The sequence below is a fragment of the Shigella flexneri 2a str. 301 genome (genome assembly GCF_000006925.2).
Lineage (GTDB): Bacteria > Pseudomonadota > Gammaproteobacteria > Enterobacterales > Enterobacteriaceae > ECMA0423.
On sequence record NC_004337.2, the window covers coordinates 3629427 to 3648515 of the forward strand.

16 protein-coding genes, 3 pseudogenes and 5 other annotated features are annotated in these 19089 nt (G+C 47.0%); of the genes and pseudogenes, 11 read left to right on the top strand and 8 right to left on the bottom strand.

Going from position 1 to position 19089, the window contains the following annotated elements; genetic code table 11:
* The first annotated feature begins 121 nt into the window (after positions 1–121).
* From SF3539 to yhiF, 3 genes are all read left to right on the top strand, one after another.
* Positions 122–1345, top strand: a complete 1224-nt coding sequence (locus tag SF3539; RefSeq protein NP_709288.1) for a hypothetical protein — start codon at positions 122–124, stop codon at positions 1343–1345.
* Between the two features lie 213 nt (positions 1346–1558).
* Complete coding sequence (gene slp, locus SF3540) at positions 1559–2158, top strand: carbon starvation outer membrane protein (protein ID NP_709289.2); 600 nt, start codon at positions 1559–1561, stop codon at positions 2156–2158.
* A gap of 155 nt (positions 2159–2313) precedes the next feature.
* The gene (yhiF, locus tag SF3541) at positions 2314–2844 is read left to right on the top strand and encodes a hypothetical protein (RefSeq protein NP_709290.2); all 531 of its coding nucleotides are present in this window, start codon (positions 2314–2316) and stop codon (positions 2842–2844) included.
* A 41-nt stretch (positions 2845–2885) separates the two neighbouring features.
* Positions 2886–3532 (bottom strand) — a sequence feature (Similar to Escherichia coli K12 transport ATPase gi: 1789924 (216 aa). BLAST with identity of 99% in 215 aa. This CDS ontains frameshift. The sequence has been checked and is believed to be correct.).
* On the opposite strand, the pseudogene yhiD reads toward yhiF, so the two are convergent.
* The 3 genes and pseudogenes from yhiD to hdeA form a co-directional block, all read right to left on the bottom strand.
* Positions 2886–3532, bottom strand: a pseudogene (gene yhiD, locus SF3542). (Overlaps the previous feature by 647 nt.)
* Positions 3533–3595: 63 nt before the next feature.
* Positions 3596–3934: an acid-resistance protein gene (gene hdeB / locus SF3543; protein NP_709291.1), complete on the bottom strand. Its 339-nt coding sequence runs from the start codon at positions 3932–3934 to the stop codon at positions 3596–3598.
* A 103-nt stretch (positions 3935–4037) separates the two neighbouring features.
* Entirely contained in the window at positions 4038–4370 is a 333-nt protein-coding gene (gene hdeA, locus SF3544; RefSeq protein ID NP_709292.1) for an acid stress chaperone HdeA, read from the bottom strand.
* 254 nt (positions 4371–4624) lie between these two features.
* On the opposite strand from hdeA, the gene hdeD reads away from it, so the two are divergent.
* A complete protein-coding gene (gene hdeD / locus SF3545) occupies positions 4625–5197 on the top strand; it encodes an acid-resistance membrane protein (protein ID NP_709293.2) in 573 nt (190 codons plus the stop codon).
* A gap of 798 nt (positions 5198–5995) precedes the next feature.
* Positions 5996–6523 carry a hypothetical protein gene (yhiE, locus tag SF3546; protein ID NP_709294.2) on the top strand — a complete coding sequence of 176 codons (528 nt, stop codon included), beginning with the start codon at positions 5996–5998 and terminating at the stop codon, positions 6521–6523.
* Here yhiE and SF3546a read toward each other — a convergent pair whose 3' ends face one another.
* Positions 6524–6802 carry a hypothetical protein gene (locus SF3546a; protein YP_008439288.1) on the bottom strand — a complete coding sequence of 93 codons (279 nt, stop codon included), beginning with the start codon at positions 6800–6802 and terminating at the stop codon, positions 6524–6526.
* Positions 6803–6861: 59 nt separating this feature from the next.
* Positions 6862–7766: a sequence feature (Similar to Escherichia coli K12 membrane protein gi: 1789929 (386 aa). BLAST with identity of 99% in 302 aa. This CDS has been truncated. The sequence has been checked and is believed to be correct.), on the top strand.
* Between SF3546a and yhiU the strand changes: the two are divergent.
* A pseudogene (yhiU, locus tag SF3547) lies at positions 6862–7766 on the top strand. It overlaps the preceding feature by 905 nt.
* Positions 7767–7904: 138 nt before the next feature.
* Positions 7905–8672, bottom strand: a mobile genetic element.
* On the opposite strand, the gene insB reads toward yhiU, so the two are convergent.
* Positions 7920–8315, bottom strand: a complete 396-nt coding sequence (gene insB, locus SF3548; protein ID NP_709295.1) for an insertion element IS1 protein InsB — start codon at positions 8313–8315, stop codon at positions 7920–7922. It overlaps the preceding feature by 396 nt.
* Positions 8342–8617 carry an insertion element IS1 protein InsA gene (insA, locus tag SF3549; protein ID NP_709296.1) on the bottom strand — a complete coding sequence of 92 codons (276 nt, stop codon included), beginning with the start codon at positions 8615–8617 and terminating at the stop codon, positions 8342–8344. Its footprint lies within the feature at positions 7905–8672.
* Positions 8673–8887: 215 nt before the next feature.
* On the opposite strand from insA, the gene treF reads away from it, so the two are divergent.
* Together treF and SF3551 are read left to right on the top strand one after the other, a co-directional pair.
* Entirely contained in the window at positions 8888–10537 is a 1650-nt protein-coding gene (gene treF, locus SF3550) for a trehalase (RefSeq protein ID NP_709297.1), read from the top strand.
* Positions 10538–10596: 59 nt separating this feature from the next.
* Positions 10597–12023 (top strand) — a mobile genetic element.
* Positions 10664–12009 (top strand) — a sequence feature (Similar to Shigella flexneri conserved hypothetical protein ref: NP_085397.1 (448 aa). BLAST with identity of 77% in 448 aa. This CDS contains an in-frame stop codon. The sequence has been checked and is believed to be correct.). It overlaps the preceding feature by 1346 nt.
* Positions 10664–12009, top strand: a pseudogene (locus SF3551). Its footprint lies within the feature at positions 10597–12023 and overlaps the feature before it by 1346 nt.
* A gap of 1 nt (position 12024) precedes the next feature.
* Here SF3551 and yhjB read toward each other — a convergent pair.
* Positions 12025–12627, bottom strand: a complete 603-nt coding sequence (gene yhjB, locus SF3552; protein NP_709298.1) for a regulator — start codon at positions 12625–12627, stop codon at positions 12025–12027.
* Between the two features lie 447 nt (positions 12628–13074).
* Between yhjB and yhjC the strand changes: the two genes are divergently transcribed.
* The 3 genes from yhjC (at position 13075) to yhjE (ending at position 16841) form a co-directional block, all read left to right on the top strand.
* Entirely contained in the window at positions 13075–14046 is a 972-nt protein-coding gene (gene yhjC / locus SF3553) for a LysR family transcriptional regulator (RefSeq protein ID NP_709299.1), read from the top strand.
* Between the two features lie 48 nt (positions 14047–14094).
* On the top strand, positions 14095–15108 hold the full coding sequence (gene yhjD / locus SF3554; RefSeq protein ID NP_709300.1) for a hypothetical protein: 1014 nt from the start codon (positions 14095–14097) through the stop codon (positions 15106–15108).
* Positions 15109–15518: 410 nt separating this feature from the next.
* Entirely contained in the window at positions 15519–16841 is a 1323-nt protein-coding gene (gene yhjE / locus SF3555) for a transporter (protein ID NP_709301.1), read from the top strand.
* Between the two features lie 181 nt (positions 16842–17022).
* Here the strand turns inward: yhjE and yhjG are convergent, their stop codons facing one another.
* Positions 17023–19083, bottom strand: coding sequence for a hypothetical protein (gene yhjG, locus SF3556; protein ID NP_709302.2), 2061 nt, complete (start codon positions 19081–19083; stop codon positions 17023–17025).
* Positions 19084–19089 lie beyond the last annotated feature (6 nt).

Sequence of the window (19089 nt, forward strand, 5' to 3'; positions counted from 1 at the left end):
GGTAATTATATCAGGAAGATATAACGCATTATATTTATTGTGTGTAGAAGAAAATCCATTCCTGTTCTAATTATCCAATTTAAAAACATTAGCATAAAACAGATGATGAATAAGGAATGTTATGTCAATTGACTTTACCCCAGGTATAATAAATACATATCACGGCGATATTTATAACTGCACAACAAATACCGATAATGTTAAAACGCCAGACACACCGAAGTGGCCTTGTGATAATTGGGAAGAACAACAACCCATTAATTCCACATTCTCTGGAGAAGGATACAACCCTGAACAATTTGATTTAGCGCAACAACAACTCCAACAAATTAATGCATGCCACACGAACACCACATATACAAATGCAGACTACTCAAAAGTTGTGGTTCAACTTGTAAGTCTTATTAATAACATTGAAACGATAAGTTCGACACCACTTACGCAACAGACACAATCAATACTTAATCAGATTCATAACATTAGATACGAAAAGGATAAGGATTCTGTATGTCAAATCATTGTTGTCGTTAATCCAGAACCCAACAATCCAATCATAACTAAAATTCTCGTAGAAGAAGGAATACCCGAAAGATTCAGTGTCCAAACCGTTTCTTCCGATAATAAAAATTTTGCTGGGCAACGAGCTGACTTACCAACTGATATAAGAGACATTCAAAGCTTGTACTTAAAAATGGCGAAGCTGTATATTGAGCACAGTAAAAATGAAAATAGGATGGAAGCCCTTGCTGGATGCGACTTTATTGATTTCAACATGACAGGGCAAGATATGTCCAAGCTAGTCCTAACCTTATCAAAATTTTATTTTGAAGATCTACTTAATATAAATTTCACTGACGCAAATTTATTTAACACTATTTTTTCACACAAGGAAAATCCCATCCCCAAACTACATAAATATGAACAACATCTTGACAAACAAATCAATGGTTTGTTTTCTACATTGTTAACTATTAATGACAACTCTTTACGCGCGAAAGCGGAAATTGCTTCGAGAATAATTGATTTCTTAGAGGCAAAGGTAGTGAATCTTTCATTTGATGACATATTAAAATATAAGCAAGAGTTCAAAAAAATATGTTATAAACAACTTCAAGAGTTTACAACACCCTCTCTATACAATAAAATTCAAAAATGGGCAACAATGTCTAAAAATGAATTCATAGAATTTCATTACGAGACACTTCAACCCGAAAAGATTTCATACCCCTTTTATTTAAAGAGAGATCTGCCTAATGAAAAAGATATAAATTATGGGGTGGAAATAGAAATACCATCTGGCAAAAGAATTCGCTTATCAAATCATTATCAGAATATAATACCATAATATTGATTATTAGCACTTTATAATCATTGAATAAAAATAGATTTTATGTAATTTTAAAACAAAGGGTTATATTATTGGGCGATGGATACTCATACCACGCCCCAAAATAACGGAATTGAACTAAACAGAAGGGATATAAACATCAGACAGGTTTACGTTACTATCAGGCATATCACCTCAGAATCAGATGAAAACTATAAAGAAATATCTATTATGGTTTTAATATTTGTTGATAAGGATAGTAACATGAACATGACAAAAGGTGCACTCATCCTCAGCCTTTCATTTTTGCTTGCCGCATGTAGTTCAATTCCGCAAAATATCAAAGGCAATAACCAACCTGATATTCAAAAAAGTTTTGTTGCTGTTCATAACCAGCCGGGGTTATATGTTGGTCAACAAGCGCGCTTTGGTGGGAAGGTTATCAACGTTATCAATGGCAAAACGGATACGTTGTTAGAAATCGCTGTATTACCGTTGGATAGCTATGCGAAGCCTGATATTGAAGCCAACTATCAGGGCCGACTGCTCGCCAGACAAAGCGGCTTCCTTGATCCAGTGAACTATCGTAATCACTTTGTTACCATCCTCGGTACCATTCAGGGTGAACAACCAGGCTTTATCAATAAAGTCCCGTATAACTTCCTGGAAGTGAATATGCAGGGCATCCAGGTGTGGCATTTGAGAGAAGTGGTTAATACCACCTATAACCTGTGGGATTACGGCTATGGTGCATTCTGGCCGGAACCGGGCTGGGGTGCGCCTTACTACACCAATGCGGTGAGTCAGGTAACACCTGAGCTGGTCAAATAACACCACCGAAAGATGCAGATGCTTTCTCAGCATCTGCATCATGTATTACATAAAATTAATATACAGTAAGCTAACTATTATTATTATAAGCCCTGTCCTGTTAATTACCTTTGGCAAACTGATTATAAAGTTAATGTCCGCACCAGGAGTCGGTTATGTTTCTTATAATTACCAGGGATACGATGTTCTTCACCGCGATGAAAAACATTCTGAGTAAAGGTAATGTCGTTCATATACAGAACGAAGAAGAGATCGACGTAATGTTGCATCAGAATGCCTTCGTCATTATTGATACATTAATGAATAATGTATTTCATTCTAATTTTCTCACTCAAATTGAACGATTAAAACCTGTCCATGTCATTGTTTTCTCCCCCTTTAATATTAAACGCTGTCTGGGGAAAGTACCGGTGACCTTTGTTCCGCGGACTATCACTATCATTGATTTTGTCGCACTCATCAATGGCAGTTACTGCTCTGTGCCTGAAGCGAATGTGTCACTTTCGCGCAAGCAACATCAGGTTCTGAGCTGCATTGCGAATCAAATGACAACTGAAGATATTCTGGAGAAACTGAAAATATCGCTAAAAACGTTCTACTGCCATAAACACAATATCATGATGATCCTCAATCTTAAGCGGATCAATGAGCTGGTACGCCATCAGCATATTGATTATCTGGTGTGAATTTCAGGCTTACGGTGAGTCTGGCTACGCTGCCACACAGATTAGCTAATTGAAACGCCTTTCACCCCTGCCATACCTTTTAATAATCGCAACAGGTCTTCTATCAACGTTGTGGCATGAAGCTGGATATCAATGGCGACCACTTCATGATCTTCATTTTCCTGCAACGAAACTAAATCAGTTTTTATTTTTTGCTGCTTAAACCAGTCGAGCATTGATACCGTATTACCGTTCACTAATGTCAGCTGTAAATGGTAATTTTTGTTCATCAGGCGGAAGGTTAATTGATGGAAGACTTCCAGCACCAACAAGGTCATCACTGAACCATAAATACCCAGTTCGTACATACCGCTGCCAATAACCATACCTATGCGGCGGTCACCCAGATATCCGCTGCCGTCGTCAGACCTACAATATTTTGGTTACGAACGAGAATGTTACCTGCACCGATAAACCCGACGCCCGTCACCACCTGAGCAGCAATACGGCTGGGGTCGAGTCCGACGTGATCTAAAGACAGCACGTCAGCAAAACCATATTTCGAAACAATCATAAACAGGGCGCTTCCCATGCCAATTAATACATGTGTGCGTAACCCTGCTCCTTTGCCGCGCATTTGCCTTTCCATGCCAATAGCGCCACAGGCAATTGCCGCGAGTATAAGACGTATAATAAATTCTGCTGTCATATAAAAATGCAAAAAGGAGCAGCAAGATGGCTCAACTTGCTACTCCTTTTTACTTGTACCTCATTAATTCGGCAAGTCATTAGATGCTTGATTTTTGAAGGTATACAAATTTTTCTGCGGGTTTTTCTTACAGTATTCGATCACTTTAGGAATTTGAGTGAGATCGGTTTCATTTAAAGTAACGGTATCGCCACCTTTATATACTGTTTCTTCATGCAGCATCCACCATGCAACCGGGGTCATTGCTTTTGGATTCAGATCAATAAATTCCTGGCAGGTCATATCTTTAGCAGATTCATTGGCTGCCAACGCAGATTGTGCGTTCACCAGTGACAAAGCCGCTACAGCGCCCATAAAAATAAACGCTTTACGGAGAGATGAAATATTCATTTTGTAACCCATTCAATATAGAGATTATATATGAACAGGAGGAATAGCTGCTTTTAAAGAAGATATTCCGGCCTGTTCAATATGCAAGGAAGTACGATGTAACGCATTCCCGGAATTACATATCTTTCTTAATTTTGTCCCATTCGCCTTTAACTTTATCTTTAAAGTTGGCTTGTTTATCCTGAGTACAAGCCTGAACGATAGCTGGGGTTACGGTTGCAATACCCTGAACATCTAAAACCGCATCTTCTGGTTTATCTTTGTTGTTCAGCGCTTCAGCAAAACCAACTGCAGTTGGCTGGAAGGATTCGTCCACAGCCAGGAAATCTTCACAGGTCCATGAGTTGACCGGTTTTTTGTTATCAGCTGCTTTTTGCGCATCCGCTGCATTGCTCACAACTGGCAGAAGAAGCAGACCACCAAGAATAACGCCTAATACTTTTTTCATCGTAATATCCTCAACTATAAAGTGAAAGAGCCGTCACGAATCAATTTCGACACTGAGGTTATAACCTGGTTTTCTGTATATGTCATGTTGATGGAAAATATCAAAATCAGATATTTTTATTTCAATACAATGAGTTACAGATGCATCAGATACTGCAATTAGGAAATTTTTATTAAATCGACTGCATTCTTAGACGCGTTTTTGGCATAGATTGATAGCAGGGGATTTTCTTCTTAATTTTATAGGGTGGTTCTATGTTATATATAGATAAGGCAACAATTTTGAAGTTTGATCTGGAGATGCTGAAAAAGCATCGCAGAGCAATCCAGTTTATTGCCGTGCTGCTGTTTATCGTCGGGTTGCTGTGTATCAGTTTCCCGTTCGTCTCTGGCGATATTTTAAGCACAGTAGTGGGTGCATTATTAATCTGCTCGGGTATTGCGCTTATTGTCGGGTTATTCAGCAACCGCAGTCATAATTTCTGGCCGGTATTATCCGGTTTCCTCGTCGCAGTCGCCTATTTATTGATCGGCTATTTCTTCATCCGTGCACCGGAGCTGGGCATTTTTGCCATTGCGGCATTTATTGCCGGTTTGTTCTGTGTTGCAGGGGTTATTCGCCTGATGAGTTGGTATCGTCAGCGTTCAATGAAAGGCAGCTGGCTACAGCTCGTTATTGGTGTGCTGGATATCGTCATTGCCTGGATATTCCTTGGTGCAACGCCGATGGTGTCTGTAACGCTGGTTTCCACACTGGTGGGAATTGAACTGATATTTAGCGCCGCCAGCCTGTTCAGCTTCGCCAGTTTGTTCGTTAAGCAGCAATAATTACCCCGGTTGTCACCCGGATCATAGTCACTTGATGTGACTATGATCCGATTAATACTCTCTCCGCTACGCAGTGTTGTAGATCAATTGCGCACTATCATTGAAATAATTACCTGCTAGTGATTATTTCAACCTACTGAATTTCATCTAATTTTTTTCACTCCATGGCAAATTAGCCATTTCAAACATTATCATGGCTGATATTTTCCGTAGTCAGGTTTAATGTTTTAAAAGTGCTGTGGGAAAGTGAACAAAGAGTTCCGTAAGCGTTGATGCTATGGGCGGTTAAATAAGTAATCCGGGTTCATTTTTTTGCAACTGGCGTTGATTACATTGCATAAATATCCGTGTCTCCAGACGCTATATAAAAACCTGAAGACATGAATGCGTTATTTACTCAGGTAATTTCAATGCGTTAAAAGAAAGCTGGCAATCCAATTGCCAGCTTAAGTCGAAACAAGGAGACTCGATATTTAAATCGGATTACATTTTAACTTTAGTAATATTCTTCAGAGATCACAAACTGGTTATTGATAACTTATTCTTGGGCAGTAATCCGCAAACGTTAACTTTTTGTTTACTATTTACAAGCTGATAACAACCAGGAATCTTACTTAGGATCAATATATGGAGTGCGTGATGGATAAATCTGAAGTATTGATTAGTGTTAATAGACGTATTAGTTCACGAAGGGCAAAGTTCTTATAGGCGTTTACTATATTGAACAACGATTCGGACAAGGATGTAAATAATGAAAAGGATGACATGTTCGAAACGATAACGGCTAAGGAGCAAGTTATGATTTTTCTCATGACGAAAGATTCTTTTCTTTTACAGGGCTTTTGGCAGTTGAAAGATAATCACGAAATGATAAAAATCAATTCCCTGTCAGAGATCAAAAAAGTAGGCAATAAACCCTTCAAGGTTATCATTGATACCTATCACAATCATATCCTTGATGAAGAAGCGATTAAATTTCTGGAGAAATTAGATGCCGAGAGAATTATTGTTTTGGCACCTTATCACATCAGTAAACTAAAAGCTAAAGCGCCTATTTATTTTGTTAGCCGCAAAGAAAGTATCAAAAATCTTCTTGAGATTACTTATGGTAAACACTTGCCCCATAAGAATTCACAATTATGTTTTTCACATAATCAGTTCAAAATTATGCAACTGATTCTGAAAAATAAAAATGAAAGCAATATCACGTCGACGCTCAATATTTCGCAACAAACATTAAAGATTCAGAAATTCAACATTATGTACAAGCTGAAACTAAGACGTATGAGCGACATCGTCACCCTGGGTATCACATCTTATTTTTAGTCAGGACATAAGCAACTGAAATTGATGGCTGGCATGACGAGGGATGCAGATGCTGATTTCATTACCCCCGGTGATTACTAAAGGAGAGGCTAAAACGACTTGATTCCCCTGGTATGTGTATCCACCAGTAGAACCCTTCGTTGCCCGAATGCTGGCAGGAACTGTTGGCAGAACGGCAACATTTTTTTTGTCGTTGACCTCACCATGTCGATCACTGTGCCTGTATCCCACCTTACTGGCTGACAACCCCACTATGCCGCTGGTCTGTAAATCCCTCATATCTCTCCTCGCGCGCAATTTAAAGAACCGTTATTTCTCAAGAATTTTCAGGGACTAAAATGAACAGAAGAAGAAAGCTGTTAATACCGTTGTTATTCTGCGGCGCGATGCTCACCGCCTGCGATGACAAATCGGCGGAAAACGCCGCCGCCATGACGCCTGAGGTCGGTGTCGTCACACTCTCCCCTGGTTCGGTCAATGTGTTGAGCGAATTGCCCGGTAGAACCGTTCCTTATGAAGTTGCCGAGATACGTCCCCAGGTGGGCGGTATTATCATTAAACGCAACTTTATCGAAGGCGATAAAGTGAACCAGGGCGATTCGCTGTATCAGATTGATCCTGCACCTTTACAGGCCGAGCTAAACTCCGCCAAAGGCTCGCTGGCGAAAGCGCTCTCTACCGCCAGCAATGCCCGCATCACCTTTAACCGCCAGGCATCGTTGCTGAAGACCAACTACGTTAGCCGTCAGGATTACGACACCGCGCGCACCCAGCTGAATGAAGCAGAAGCCAATGTCACCGTCGCCAAAGCGGCTGTTGAACAGGCGACGATCAATCTGCAATACGCGAATGTCACCTCGCCGATTACGGGCGTCAGCGGGAAATCGTCGGTGACCGTCGGCGCACTCGTTACCGCTAATCAGGCAGATTCGCTGGTTACCGTACAACGTCTGGACCCGATTTATGTCGATCTCACGCAGTCGGTGCAAGATTTCTTACGCATGAAAGAAGAGGTCGCCAGTGGGCAAATCAAACAGGTTCAGGGCAGTACGCCAGTACAGCTCAATCTGGAAAATGGTAAACGTTACAGCCAGACCGGCACGCTGAAATTCTCCGACCCGACGGTTGATGAAACCACGGGCTCCGTGACGTTACGGGCGATTTTCCCCAACCCAAATGGTGACTTGCTGCCTGGCATGTATGTCACGGCATTAGTGGATGAAGGTAGCCGCCAGAATGTATTTATGACTAGGTAATTTATTCAAGATAACCGGGAATGGGTAAAAAAAGACGGGATTTGATGGGATTCAATAAGTTATGCGCCGATTGCATTCAAGATAAAACGAGTTAAAAATGCTCAATGCTTCGATATCGATAAAACGGTAATGACTCCAACTTACTGATAGTGTTTTATGTTCAGATAATGCCCGATGACCTTGTCATGCAGCTCCACCGATTTTGAGAACGACAGTGACTTCCGTACCAGCCTTGCCAGATGTTGTCTCAGATTCAGATTATGTCGCTCAATGCGCTGAGTGTAACGCTTGCTGATAACGTGCAGCTTTCCCTTCAGGCGTGGTTCATACAGCGGCCAGCCATCCGTCATCCATACCACGACCTCAAAGGCCGACAGCAGGCTCAGAAGACGCTCCAGTGTGGCCAGAGTGCGTTCACCGAAGACGTGCGCCACAACCGTCCTCCGTATCCTGTCATACGCGTAAAACAGCCAGCGCTGACGTGATTTAGCACCGACGTAGCCCCAATGTTCGTCCATTTCAGCGCAGACAATCACATCACTGCCCGGTTGTATGCGCGAGGTTACCGACTGCGGCCTGAGTTTTTTAAGTGACGTAAAACCGTGTTGAGGCCAACGCCCATAATGCGTGCACTGGCGCGACATCCGACGCCATTCATGGCCATATCAATGATTTTCTGGTGCGTACCGGGCTGAGAGGCGGTGTAAGTGAACTGTAGTTGCCATGTTTTACGGCAATGAGAGCAGAGATAGCGCTGATGTCCGGCAGTGCTTTTGCCGTTACGCACCACGCCTTCAGTAGCGGAGCAGGAAGGACATCTGATGGAAATGGAAGCCACGCAAGCACCTTAAAATCACCATCATACACTAAATCAGTAAGTTGGCAGCATTACCCATGATTGCGGCGAGAGCAGGATTGAATGTTCTGAAAATGAAAAACAACACCAAATCCGTATTTTTATAAATTCCATTGATATTAGTGCGTTATATTTTTTGACAAGTTAATAAACGTGATCCACCGCACGCTTTGTCGCCCACCAGGCGGAGCGAATGACTACCCTTAAAGAAAAGCCCGATAATTAGCGACGAATTTCGGAGGTTGGATCCTTATGCTCAATCAGAAAATTCAAAACCCTAATCCAGACGAACTGATGATCGAGGTCGATCTCTGCTATGAACTGGACCCGTATGAATTAAAACTGGATGAGATGATCGAGGCAGAACCGGAACCCGAGATGATTGAAGGGCTGCCCGCCTCTGATGCGCTGACGCCTGCCGATCGCTATCTCGAACTGTTCGAGCATGTTCAGTCGGCGAAAATTTTCCCCGACAGTAAAACCTTTCCCGACTGCGCACCCAAAATGGACCCGCTGGATATTTTAATCCGCTACCGTAAAGTGCGCCGTCATCGTGATTTTGACTTGCGCAAGTTTGTTGAAAATCACTTCTGGCTGCCGGAGGTCTACTCCAGCGAGTATGTATCGGACCCGCAAAATTCCCTGAAAGAGCATATCGACCAGCTGTGGCCGGTGCTAACCCGCGAACCACAGGATCACATTCCGTGGTCTTCTCTGCTGGCGCTACCGCAGTCATATATTGTCCCGGGCGGCCGTTTTAGCGAAACCTACTATTGGGATTCCTATTTCACCATGCTGGGACTGGCGGAAAGTGGTCGGGAAGATTTGCTGAAATGCATGGCCGATAACTTCGCCTGGATGATCGAAAACTACGGTCACATCCCCAACGGCAACCGCACCTATTATTTGAGCCGCTCGCAACCACCGGTTTTTGCGCTGATGGTGGAGTTGTTTGAAGAAGATGGTGTACGCGGTGCGCGCCGCTATCTCGACCACCTTAAAATGGAATATGCCTTCTGGATGGACGGTGCAGAATCGTTGATCCCTAATCAGGCCTATCGCCATGTTGTGCGGATGCCGGACGGATCGCTGCTCAACCGTTACTGGGACGATCGCGACACGCCGCGTGACGAATCCTGGCTTGAGGACGTTGAAACCGCGAAACATTCTGGTCGCCCGCCCAACGAGGTGTACCGCGATTTACGCGCGGGAGCGGCCTCCGGTTGGGATTACTCTTCCCGTTGGCTGCGTGATACTGGTCGTCTGGCGAGCATTCGTACCACCCAGTTCATCCCCATCGATCTGAATGCCTTCCTGTTTAAACTGGAGAGCGCCATCGCCAACATCTCGGCGCTGAAAGGCGAGAAAGAGACAGAAGCGCTGTTCCGCCAGAAGGCCAGTGCCCGTCGCGATGCGGTAAACCGTTACCTCTGGGATGATGAAAACGGCATCTACCGCGATTACGACTGGCGACGCGAACAACTGGCGCTGTTTTCCGCTGCCGCCATTGTGCCGCTCTATGTCGGCATGGCGAACCATGAACAGGCCGATCGTCTGGCAAACGCCGTACGCAGCCGGTTACTGACACCTGGCGGGATTTTGGCAAGCGAGTACGAAACCGGTGAACAGTGGGATAAACCCAACGGCTGGGCACCGTTACAATGGATGGCAATTCAGGGATTTAAAATGTATGGCGATGACCTTCTGGGTGATGAAATCGCGCGCAGCTGGCTGAAAACGGTGAATCAGTTCTATCTGGAACAGCACAAAATGATCGAGAAATACCATATTGCCGATGGTGTTCCCCGCGAAGGCGGCGGTGGCGAGTATCCGTTGCAGGATGGGTTTGGCTGGACTAACGGTGTGGTACGCCGTTTAATTGGTTTGTACGGCGAACCATAATATTTTTACAGCCAGCCGCTAACTTCCTGCTGGCTGTAAAATTATCCTCTTCAGGAGGAGTAATGCCGATCAGTTAAGGATCAGTTGACCGATCCAGTGGCTGTGTAAGAATCCGGAAACGCTCACTTGTTTCCGGATTTTTTTATGCACATTGGACAGGCTCTTGATCTGGTATCCCGTTACGATTCTCTGCGTAACCCACTGACTTCTCTGGGAGATTACCTCGACCCCGAACTCATCTCTCGTTGCCTTGCCGAATCAGGTACTGTAACGCTACGCAAGCGCCGTCTTCCCCTCGAAATGATGGTCTGGTGTATTGTTGGCATGGCGCTTGAGCGTAAAGAACCTCTTCACCAGATTGTGAATCGCCTGGACATCATGCTGCCGGGCAATCGCCCCTTCGTTGCCCCAGTGCCGTTATTCAGGCCCGCCAGCGCCTGGGAAGTGAGGCTGTCCGCCGCGTGTTCACGAAAACAGCGCAGCTCTGGCATAACGCCACGCCGCATCCGCACTGGTGCGGCCTGACCCTGCTGGCCATCGATGGTGTGTTCTGGCGCACACCGGATACACCAGAGAACGATGCAGCCTTCCCCCGCCAGACACATGCCGGGAACCCGGCGCTCTACCCGCAGGTCAAAATGGTCTGCCAGATGGAACTGACCAGCCATCTGCTGACGGCTGCAGCCTTCGGCACGATGAAGAACAGCGAAAATGAGCTTGCTGAGCAACTTATAGAACAAACCGGCGATAACACTCTGACGTTAATGGATAAAGGTTATTACTCACTGGGACTGTTAAATGCCTGGAGCCTGGCGGGAGAACACCGCCACTGGATGATACCTCTCAGAAAGGGAGCGCAATATGAAGAGCTCAGAAAACTGGGTAAAGGCGATCATCTGGTAAAGCTGAAAACCAGCCCGCAGGCACGAAAAAAGTGGCCGGGACTGGGAAATGAAGTGACAGCCCGCCTGCTGACCGTGACGCGCAAAGGAAAAGTCTGCCATCTGCTGACGTCGATGACGGACGCCATGCGCTTCCCCGGAGGAGAAATGGCGGATCTGTACAGTCATCGCTGGGAAATCGAACTGGGATACAGGGAGATAAAACAGACGATGCAACTGAGCAGGCTGACGCTGAGAAGTAAAAAGCCGGAGCTTGTGGAGCAAGAACTGTGGGGTGTCTTACTGGCTTATAATCTGGTGAGATATCAGATGATTAAAATGGCGGAACATCTGAAAGGTTACTGGCCGAATCAACTGAGTTTCTCAGAATCATGCGGAATGGTGATGAGAATGCTGATGACATTGCAGGGCGCTTCACCGGGACGTATACCGGAGCTGATGAGCGATCTTGCAAGTATGGGACAACTTGTGAAATTACCGACGAGAAGGGGAAGGGCCTTCCCGAGAGTGGTAAAGGAGAGGCCCTGGAAATACCCCACAGCCCCGAAAAAGAGCCAGTCAGTTGCTTAACTGACTGGCATTACTTCAGGAGGAGATATTTAACATCATTGCCGCCTGGGTGCGATTTTTCACTTCCAGACGGCGATACAGGGATTCCAGATGCGCTTTTACCGTTCCGGTACTGATATTCAGCGCTCTGCCGATCTCCTTATTTGATTCGCCCGCCGCTAACATGGTTAAAATCTCCCGCTGGCGGGCGCTTAACGATTTGAGATCTTTAATGTCCTTTTCCGGCGTCGTCCGCCAGTCTCCAGGCAGAAACATCATCCCCATCGCCGCACTATTTACCGCCAACGCAAATGTCTCGACGGTTGAATCGCGAGGCACAATGGCCAGCACATTAAAATGGATAACTTCCTGTAACCACCGTTTATTGCAATCCGTCGCCGTGATTAACACCTTAACCTCAGGAAACTGCACCACGGTTTTTTGCAGCAACCAGTAGCAAAACTCACCATCCTGATCGCCATCGAGCATAACTAAGGCTTCAGGGTAACTTTCCAGCTTTTGCCATAACTCGTCTGCCTGACTGACCCCCTGAATACTCACTCCTGGAATACGCTGCTGTAAACTGATTTTTATTCCATGAATAAATATTGACTGCCTGTCAAACATGACTATTTGCATAACTGAATCTCCACCTGAATACGTTAAAAAGACTTAAGTAGTGGAAGGGTATTACCCGCGAGAAAAAATAAGAATTCGCCATTTGGCGGTGGCCATTCTACAGAGATGACGCGTAGAAAATAGTTACCGATATAAATAGTTACAGCTAAACGCCTGAAATTACATGTCGAGGGCACTATTTCAAACAATTTTGAGGATTTCCTTATATTGGTGGTTAGTACGCATGCAATTAAAAATGAAATTCCGCGACTACAAGCCAAAATAACAAATGGCAATGAGACAAAAATAAGCACAAATAGCCAATACGTCCTCTATTCACTTTAAAGGGAATCACTGAAAAATACGCTCTGTTTAAGGGGATTCACCTTTCTCATAAAGCTATTCCGCCCTTTTCCTGCTGAGAAATCGCCACATTCGTCATGACAACATTGTGAAACCCGGCATTAGATGTTAGAAAAAACAATAAACAATGCGATATGCGCGTTACTGTTTCGCTGTGAACAACAATCGGTCAAAGAAATGGATAAAATTCACGCAATGCAGTTGTTCATCAAAGTCGCGGAGCTGGAAAGTTTTTCCCGCGCGGCGGATTTCTTTGCTTTGCCAAAGGGAAGTGTTTCGCGCCAGATACAGGCACTGGAACATCAACTTGGCACCCAGCTTCTCCAGCGCACTACGCGACGGGTCAAACTCACGCCAGAAGGCATGACCTATTATCAACGGGCAAAAGATGTGTTGAGTAATCTCAGCGAACTGGACGGTCTGTTTCAACAGGATGCCACCAGTATCAGCGGTAAATTACGCATCGACATCCCGTCAGGAATCGCGAAAAACCTGTTACTGCCGCGTCTGTCGGAATTTCTCTATCAGCATCCGGGAATTGAGCTGGAACTGAGTAGCCATAACCGTCCGGTAGATATTCTTCATGATGGTTTTGATTGCGTGATACGCACTGGCGCGTTACCGGAAGATGGCGTTATCGCCCGTCCCCTCGGCAAACTAACCATGGTCAACTGTGCCAGTCCGCACTATCTGACGCGCTTTGGTTATCCGCAAAGCCCCGATGATCTGACTTCACACGCAATAGTGCGTTATACACCGCACCTGGGTGTACATCCGTTAGGTTTTGAGGTTGCCAGCGTTAATGGCGTCCAGTGGTTTAAGTCTGGCGGCATGTTGACGGTAAACAGTAGCGAAAACTATCTCGCCGCCGGTCTTGCCGGTCTGGGGATTATTCAGATCCCGCGCATTGCCGTGCGCGAAGCCCTGCGTGCCGGGCGGCTTATTGAAGTGTTGCCAGGCTACCGTGCCGAGCCGCTCTCCCTTTCGCTGGTTTACCCGCAGCGTCGGGAGCTTTCCCGGCGTGTAAACCTGTTTATGCAGTGGCTGGCTGGCGTAATGAAAGAGCACCTGGACTGACCGACTATACTTTTTAAGAATGACCACGACAGAAGGACAAAAGAGCGGATGACGCAGGAAAACGAGATCAAACGTCCCACCCAGGATCTGGAGCACGAGCCGATTAAGCAGTTGGATAATAGCGAGAAAGGCGGCAAAGTTAGCCAGGCGCTGGAAACCGTCACCACCACTGCCGAAAAAGTCCAACGCCAACCGGTTATTGCGCACCTTATTCGCGCGACAGAACGCTTTAACGATCGGCTGGGTAACCAGTTTGGTGCGGCTATCACCTATTTCTCATTTTTGTCGATGATCCCGATTTTGATGGTGTCGTTTGCCGCAGGGGGCTTTGTGCTGGCCTCCCATCCGATGTTGCTACAGGATATCTTCGACAAAATTCTGCAAAACATCAGCGATCCGACACTAGCCGCCACGTTGAAAAACACCATCAACACCGCCGTTCAGCAGCGTACGACTGTAGGGCTTGTCGGCCTGGCGGTGGCACTTTATTCCGGCATCAACTGGATGGGTAACCTGCGTGAAGCGATTCGTGCCCAGTCGCGCGATGTCTGGGAACGCTCGCCGCAAGATCAGGAGAAGTTCTGGGTAAAATATCTGCGTGATTTTATTTCACTGATTGGTTTGTTGATTGCGCTGATTGTGACGCTTTCGATCACCTCGGTTGCCGGTTCGGCGCAGCAAATGATTATTAGCGCCCTGCACCTGAACAGCATTGAGTGGCTGAAACCGACGTGGCGATTGATTGGCCTGGCGATTTCCATCTTCGCCAACTATCTGCTTTTCTTCTGGATCTTCTGGCGGTTGCCGCGCCACCGTCCGCGCAAAAAAGCCCTGATTCGCGGAACATTTCTGGCTGCTATTGGTTTTGAAGTGATTAAAATCGTGATGACCTACACCCTGCCATCGCTGATGAAATCCCCCTCTGGCGCAGCATTTGGTTCCGTGCTGGGGCTGATGGCATTTTTCTACTTCTTCGCCCGTTTGACGCTGTTTTGCGCGGCGTGGATTGCCACCGCCGAATATAAAGACGACCCGCGAATGCCAGGGAAAACGCAGCCTTAAAATAGGCCGGATGCGGCGTAAACGCCTTATCCGGCATACGATTTTATTCGGCCTGGCTCCCCGTAGGCCGGATAAGATGCGCCAGCATCGCATCCGGCTATAATGCGCACATAACCTCTTGAAACTCTTCCCCAGAGCCTCTTCAGCCATCTATTTGGGAGCAAACAATTTCACTCCAACTCATAACCCCAGCATATAAATCCAGTTGGTAACTTTTATTTAACCTGAAACCAGTTTTATCCACTATTTATAAAATTATGTGAAGCATTTCATAGAAGAAAAATCACTGGCCTAAACATTATCCCCTTTTTGCCTGGTTTTTGACCATTTCCGCGATTTGTTACACATTGAAATATCACTTTTGCTGTGCGTAATATGGCTATTCGTTAGCCAAAAAATAAGAAAAGATTATGCAAGCAACAGCCACAACACTCGACCACGAACAAGAATACACGCCGATCAACTCGCGTAATAAAGTCCTTGTCGCCTCTCTCATTGGCACGGCCATTGAGTTCTTCGACTTTTACATTTACGCCACTGCGGCCGTTATTGTGTTTCCGCATATCTTCTTCCCGCAGGGCGATCCAACGGCAGCAACGCTACAGTCGCTCGCCACCTTCGCCATCGCCTTCGTCGCGCGCCCCATTGGCTCTGCCGTTTTTGGTCATTTTGGCGATCGCGTTGGGCGTAAAGCGACGCTGGTCGCCTCGTTGCTAACGATGGGGATTTCGACCGTGGTGATTGGTCTGCTGCCGGGCTATGCCACGATTGGTATTTTCGCCCCACTGCTGCTGGCGCTGGCTCGATTTGGTCAGGGTCTGGGCTTAGGCGGTGAATGGGGCGGCGCGGCGCTGCTGGCGACTGAAAACGCCCCACCGCGCAAACGTGCACTGTATGGCTCCTTCCCACAGCTAGGCGCACCGATTGGCTTCTTCTTTGCCAACGGCACTTTCTTGCTGCTTTCCTGGCTACTGACCGATGAGCAGTTTATGAGCTGGGGCTGGCGTGTGCCATTTATCTTCTCGGCGGTGCTGGTCATTATCGGCCTGTATGTTCGCGTGTCGCTGCATGAGTCGCCGGTGTTTGAGAAAGTCGCTAAAGCGAAAAAACAGGTGAAGATCCCGCTGGGTACGCTGCTGACCAAACATGTTCGCGTAACCGTACTGGGTACGTTCATTATGCTGGCAACCTATACGCTGTTTTACATCATGACGGTCTACTCTATGACCTTCAGTACCGCCGCCGCGCCAGTTGGGCTTGGCCTGCCGCGTAACGAAGTGTTGTGGATGCTGATGATGGCAGTTATTGGTTTTGGCGTGATGGTGCCAGTCGCCGGATTACTGGCTGATGCCTTTGGTCGCCGTAAAAGCATGGTGATCATCACCACGCTGATCATCCTGTTCGCGCTGTTCGCCTTTAACCCGCTGCTCGGTTCTGGCAACCCGATTCTGGTTTTTGCCTTCCTGCTGCTGGGGTTAAGTCTGATGGGGCTGACCTTCGGGCCGATGGGTGCGCTGTTACCAGAGCTGTTTCCGACAGAAGTGCGTTACACCGGAGCATCGTTCTCTTACAACGTATCGTCGATTCTCGGGGCTTCCGTTGCGCCGTATATCGCAGCCTGGTTGCAGGCTAACTACGGGTTAGGTGCGGTGGGGTTATATCTGGCGGCGATGGCTGGCTTGACGTTAATCGCCCTGCTGCTGACCCATGAGACGCGACATCAGTCGTTGTAATAAGTGTGAAAAGCCTGATGCGCTACGCTTATCAGGACTGAATTTCCATACAATATATTGAATTCACAAGGATTTGTAGGCCGGATAAGGCGTTCACGCCGCATCCGGCATGAACAAAGCACACTTTGCCAAAAATCTAAATCTGTTTAATTGCCGGATGTCAGACATCCGGCAATTATCATCACTTCTTCATCTGCGACAATATCGTCCGACACTGATTAGCCTCCCCTTCGGAAGGTGAGATCAGTGCCAGTAACGCCGCCGCCGGTGTTACCAGCGTTGCCAGTGCCGCAGCAACAGCACCACGGGCAATCAGCGGTCCGGCTTTCACCCCAGCCTGCGGATTTTTAAACGTCCCACGCACATACAGCGGCGAACGCAGTGTGATAATCCGAATCCCTTTACTCTCCGGATCAATAGTCAAATCCAGCTGTTCCGAAGCAAAACTTGCCGTGCCGGTAACATTAATCAACGCGTTCTCAGTATCGAAAGCAAAAATCTGCGGGCGCGCCACGCCGTTGGCAATATTCAGATTCGCCGCCGCGCAGTTCACCCGCACCTCATCGTCACCAAATATCGCACCGACAATGTAGTTGCCGACATTCAGCCCAACAATCTCCATCAGGTTGCGGCTCACCAGCCCGTCATTCATCAACAGTTTCAGGTTGCCGTTACTGTTGCCTAAAAGCGCCGCCACCGAGTTACCGCTACCGCGTAGTTCCGCGTCACCGTTCATTTCCCCCAGCGTCTTCTGCATCAGTTCCACATCGGGCATCAGTTCTTTCAGTTTCAGTCGACGAGCCTGAATATCTGCCCGCCCCTGCATCGGCTTTTTATCGCCTTCCAGATGAATATTCGCCGCAATGCTGCCGCCCGCCATGCCAAATTTCAGCGGTTGCAGGCGCAGGTCAGCATTTTTGAGGATGATATGAGTAGAAAGATCGCTAATCGGCAGGCTACTGCCATGCTCAATGCGCCGCCCTTTGAAGCGAACATCGGCATCCATAACGTCCCATTTATCGGTTTCGAAGCGGTCATAAGGCAGCACTTTGCCCGCAGGCTGAACGCTTTTTTCGCCCTTCTTCTGTTCAGACCGTTTCGACTTTTCTGCCCCTTTCCCGGAATCAACGCCAATCAACGGTCCCAGGTCCGCCAGCCGCAATTGCCGCGACTCGACATCACCTTCCAGTTTTGGTCGTGGCTTTCCGGTGGTGTAGACCAGAGAACCGTGGATATCGCTATCGCCAATTCGCCCATTAAAACCGCGATAATCAAAGACCGACGATTTTTCAGTGTCGATTTTCGCTACCAGCCGACCATCCGTTTCAAACGGCGGGGTATCGGGCAGCAGAACGCCCGTCAGTTCATAGAGATCACCCAGTGAATCGCCAGAAAATTTAAGCCGTAAATCGACACCGCCCATCTTCATTGGGTCATTCACGACGCCATCAAAAGCAACACGGGTATTACCTGAACGGAAATCAGCCTGTACCGGAAACGGCGTCCCTTCGCCACGCAGCGCCAGCATACCGCCTATTTTTCCCGTACCCGTGAGCGGTTCACCGTTATAACGTCCCTGCGCCTTCAGGCCAAAAATGTAATCGCCCACCTTTTCTTTATCCGCTTTACCTTTCGATCCAGTAACTTCGCTGAATGGCAGCGGCTTGCCTAACGGATCAACAAAAATTTCCAGATCCGCTTTGCTTACTTTGTCATCAATGGCGATCCGCCCTTGATCGAAAAGAATATTATCCAGCCGAAACGACCATGCCGACGGCTTTGCATTCGCGTCTTTGTTGTCATCGTTGGCAAGATTAAACGTCCAGTTATTGTTCTTTTCAGAGAGGCGAATCAGGCGCGCGTCGGGCTTTTCGAGCTTGATCCACGGCAGCCAGACCGTTTTGGTCAGCAGCGCCAGCGGTGCCAGCGTTGCCTCTACTCGCGGCAAATGCACCATCGTGACTTCGGGAATATCCGGTGGATTACCAAGAATGATGTCTTCTGCATGTACATGAGGCCACGGCACCCAGCTGCGCCAGCCAGTTTCTTGTTTTTGCCGCTCCCACACCACGCCCAGATTGCCACGGATAGCGAACGGACGATTCAACTCCGCAGAGACTTTCTGGTTGATGGTCGGTTTGAGTCGATTCCAGTCAAAAGTTGCAATCAAAATGATCGCCACGACAATCAACAACAAGAAAGCCCCTGAAATCGCAGCGGTTATTTTGCCTGCCTTGCTCATCGTTCG

Excerpts from the sequence above, each read along its gene's own strand:
- slp (NP_709289.2), top strand. The coding sequence starts at position 1,559 with ATGGTTTTAATATTTGTTGATAAGGATAGTAACATGAACATGACAAAA.
- yhiF (NP_709290.2), top strand. The coding sequence starts at position 2,314 with ATGTTTCTTATAATTACCAGGGATACGATGTTCTTCACCGCGATGAAA.
- yhjE (NP_709301.1), top strand. The coding sequence starts at position 15,519 with ATGCAAGCAACAGCCACAACACTCGACCACGAACAAGAATACACGCCG.
- SF3546a (YP_008439288.1), bottom strand. The coding sequence starts at position 6,802 with ATGAGGGATTTACAGACCAGCGGCATAGTGGGGTTGTCAGCCAGTAAG.
- yhiE (NP_709294.2), top strand. The coding sequence starts at position 5,996 with ATGATTTTTCTCATGACGAAAGATTCTTTTCTTTTACAGGGCTTTTGG.
- yhjG (NP_709302.2), bottom strand. The coding sequence starts at position 19,083 with ATGAGCAAGGCAGGCAAAATAACCGCTGCGATTTCAGGGGCTTTCTTG.
- hdeD (NP_709293.2), top strand. The coding sequence starts at position 4,625 with ATGTTATATATAGATAAGGCAACAATTTTGAAGTTTGATCTGGAGATG.
- yhjC (NP_709299.1), top strand. The coding sequence starts at position 13,075 with ATGTTAGAAAAAACAATAAACAATGCGATATGCGCGTTACTGTTTCGC.
- yhjD (NP_709300.1), top strand. The coding sequence starts at position 14,095 with ATGACGCAGGAAAACGAGATCAAACGTCCCACCCAGGATCTGGAGCAC.
- SF3539 (NP_709288.1), top strand. The coding sequence starts at position 122 with ATGTCAATTGACTTTACCCCAGGTATAATAAATACATATCACGGCGAT.
- treF (NP_709297.1), top strand. The coding sequence starts at position 8,888 with ATGCTCAATCAGAAAATTCAAAACCCTAATCCAGACGAACTGATGATC.
- yhjB (NP_709298.1), bottom strand. The coding sequence starts at position 12,627 with ATGCAAATAGTCATGTTTGACAGGCAGTCAATATTTATTCATGGAATA.
- hdeA (NP_709292.1), bottom strand. The coding sequence starts at position 4,370 with ATGAAAAAAGTATTAGGCGTTATTCTTGGTGGTCTGCTTCTTCTGCCA.
- hdeB (NP_709291.1), bottom strand. The coding sequence starts at position 3,934 with ATGGGTTACAAAATGAATATTTCATCTCTCCGTAAAGCGTTTATTTTT.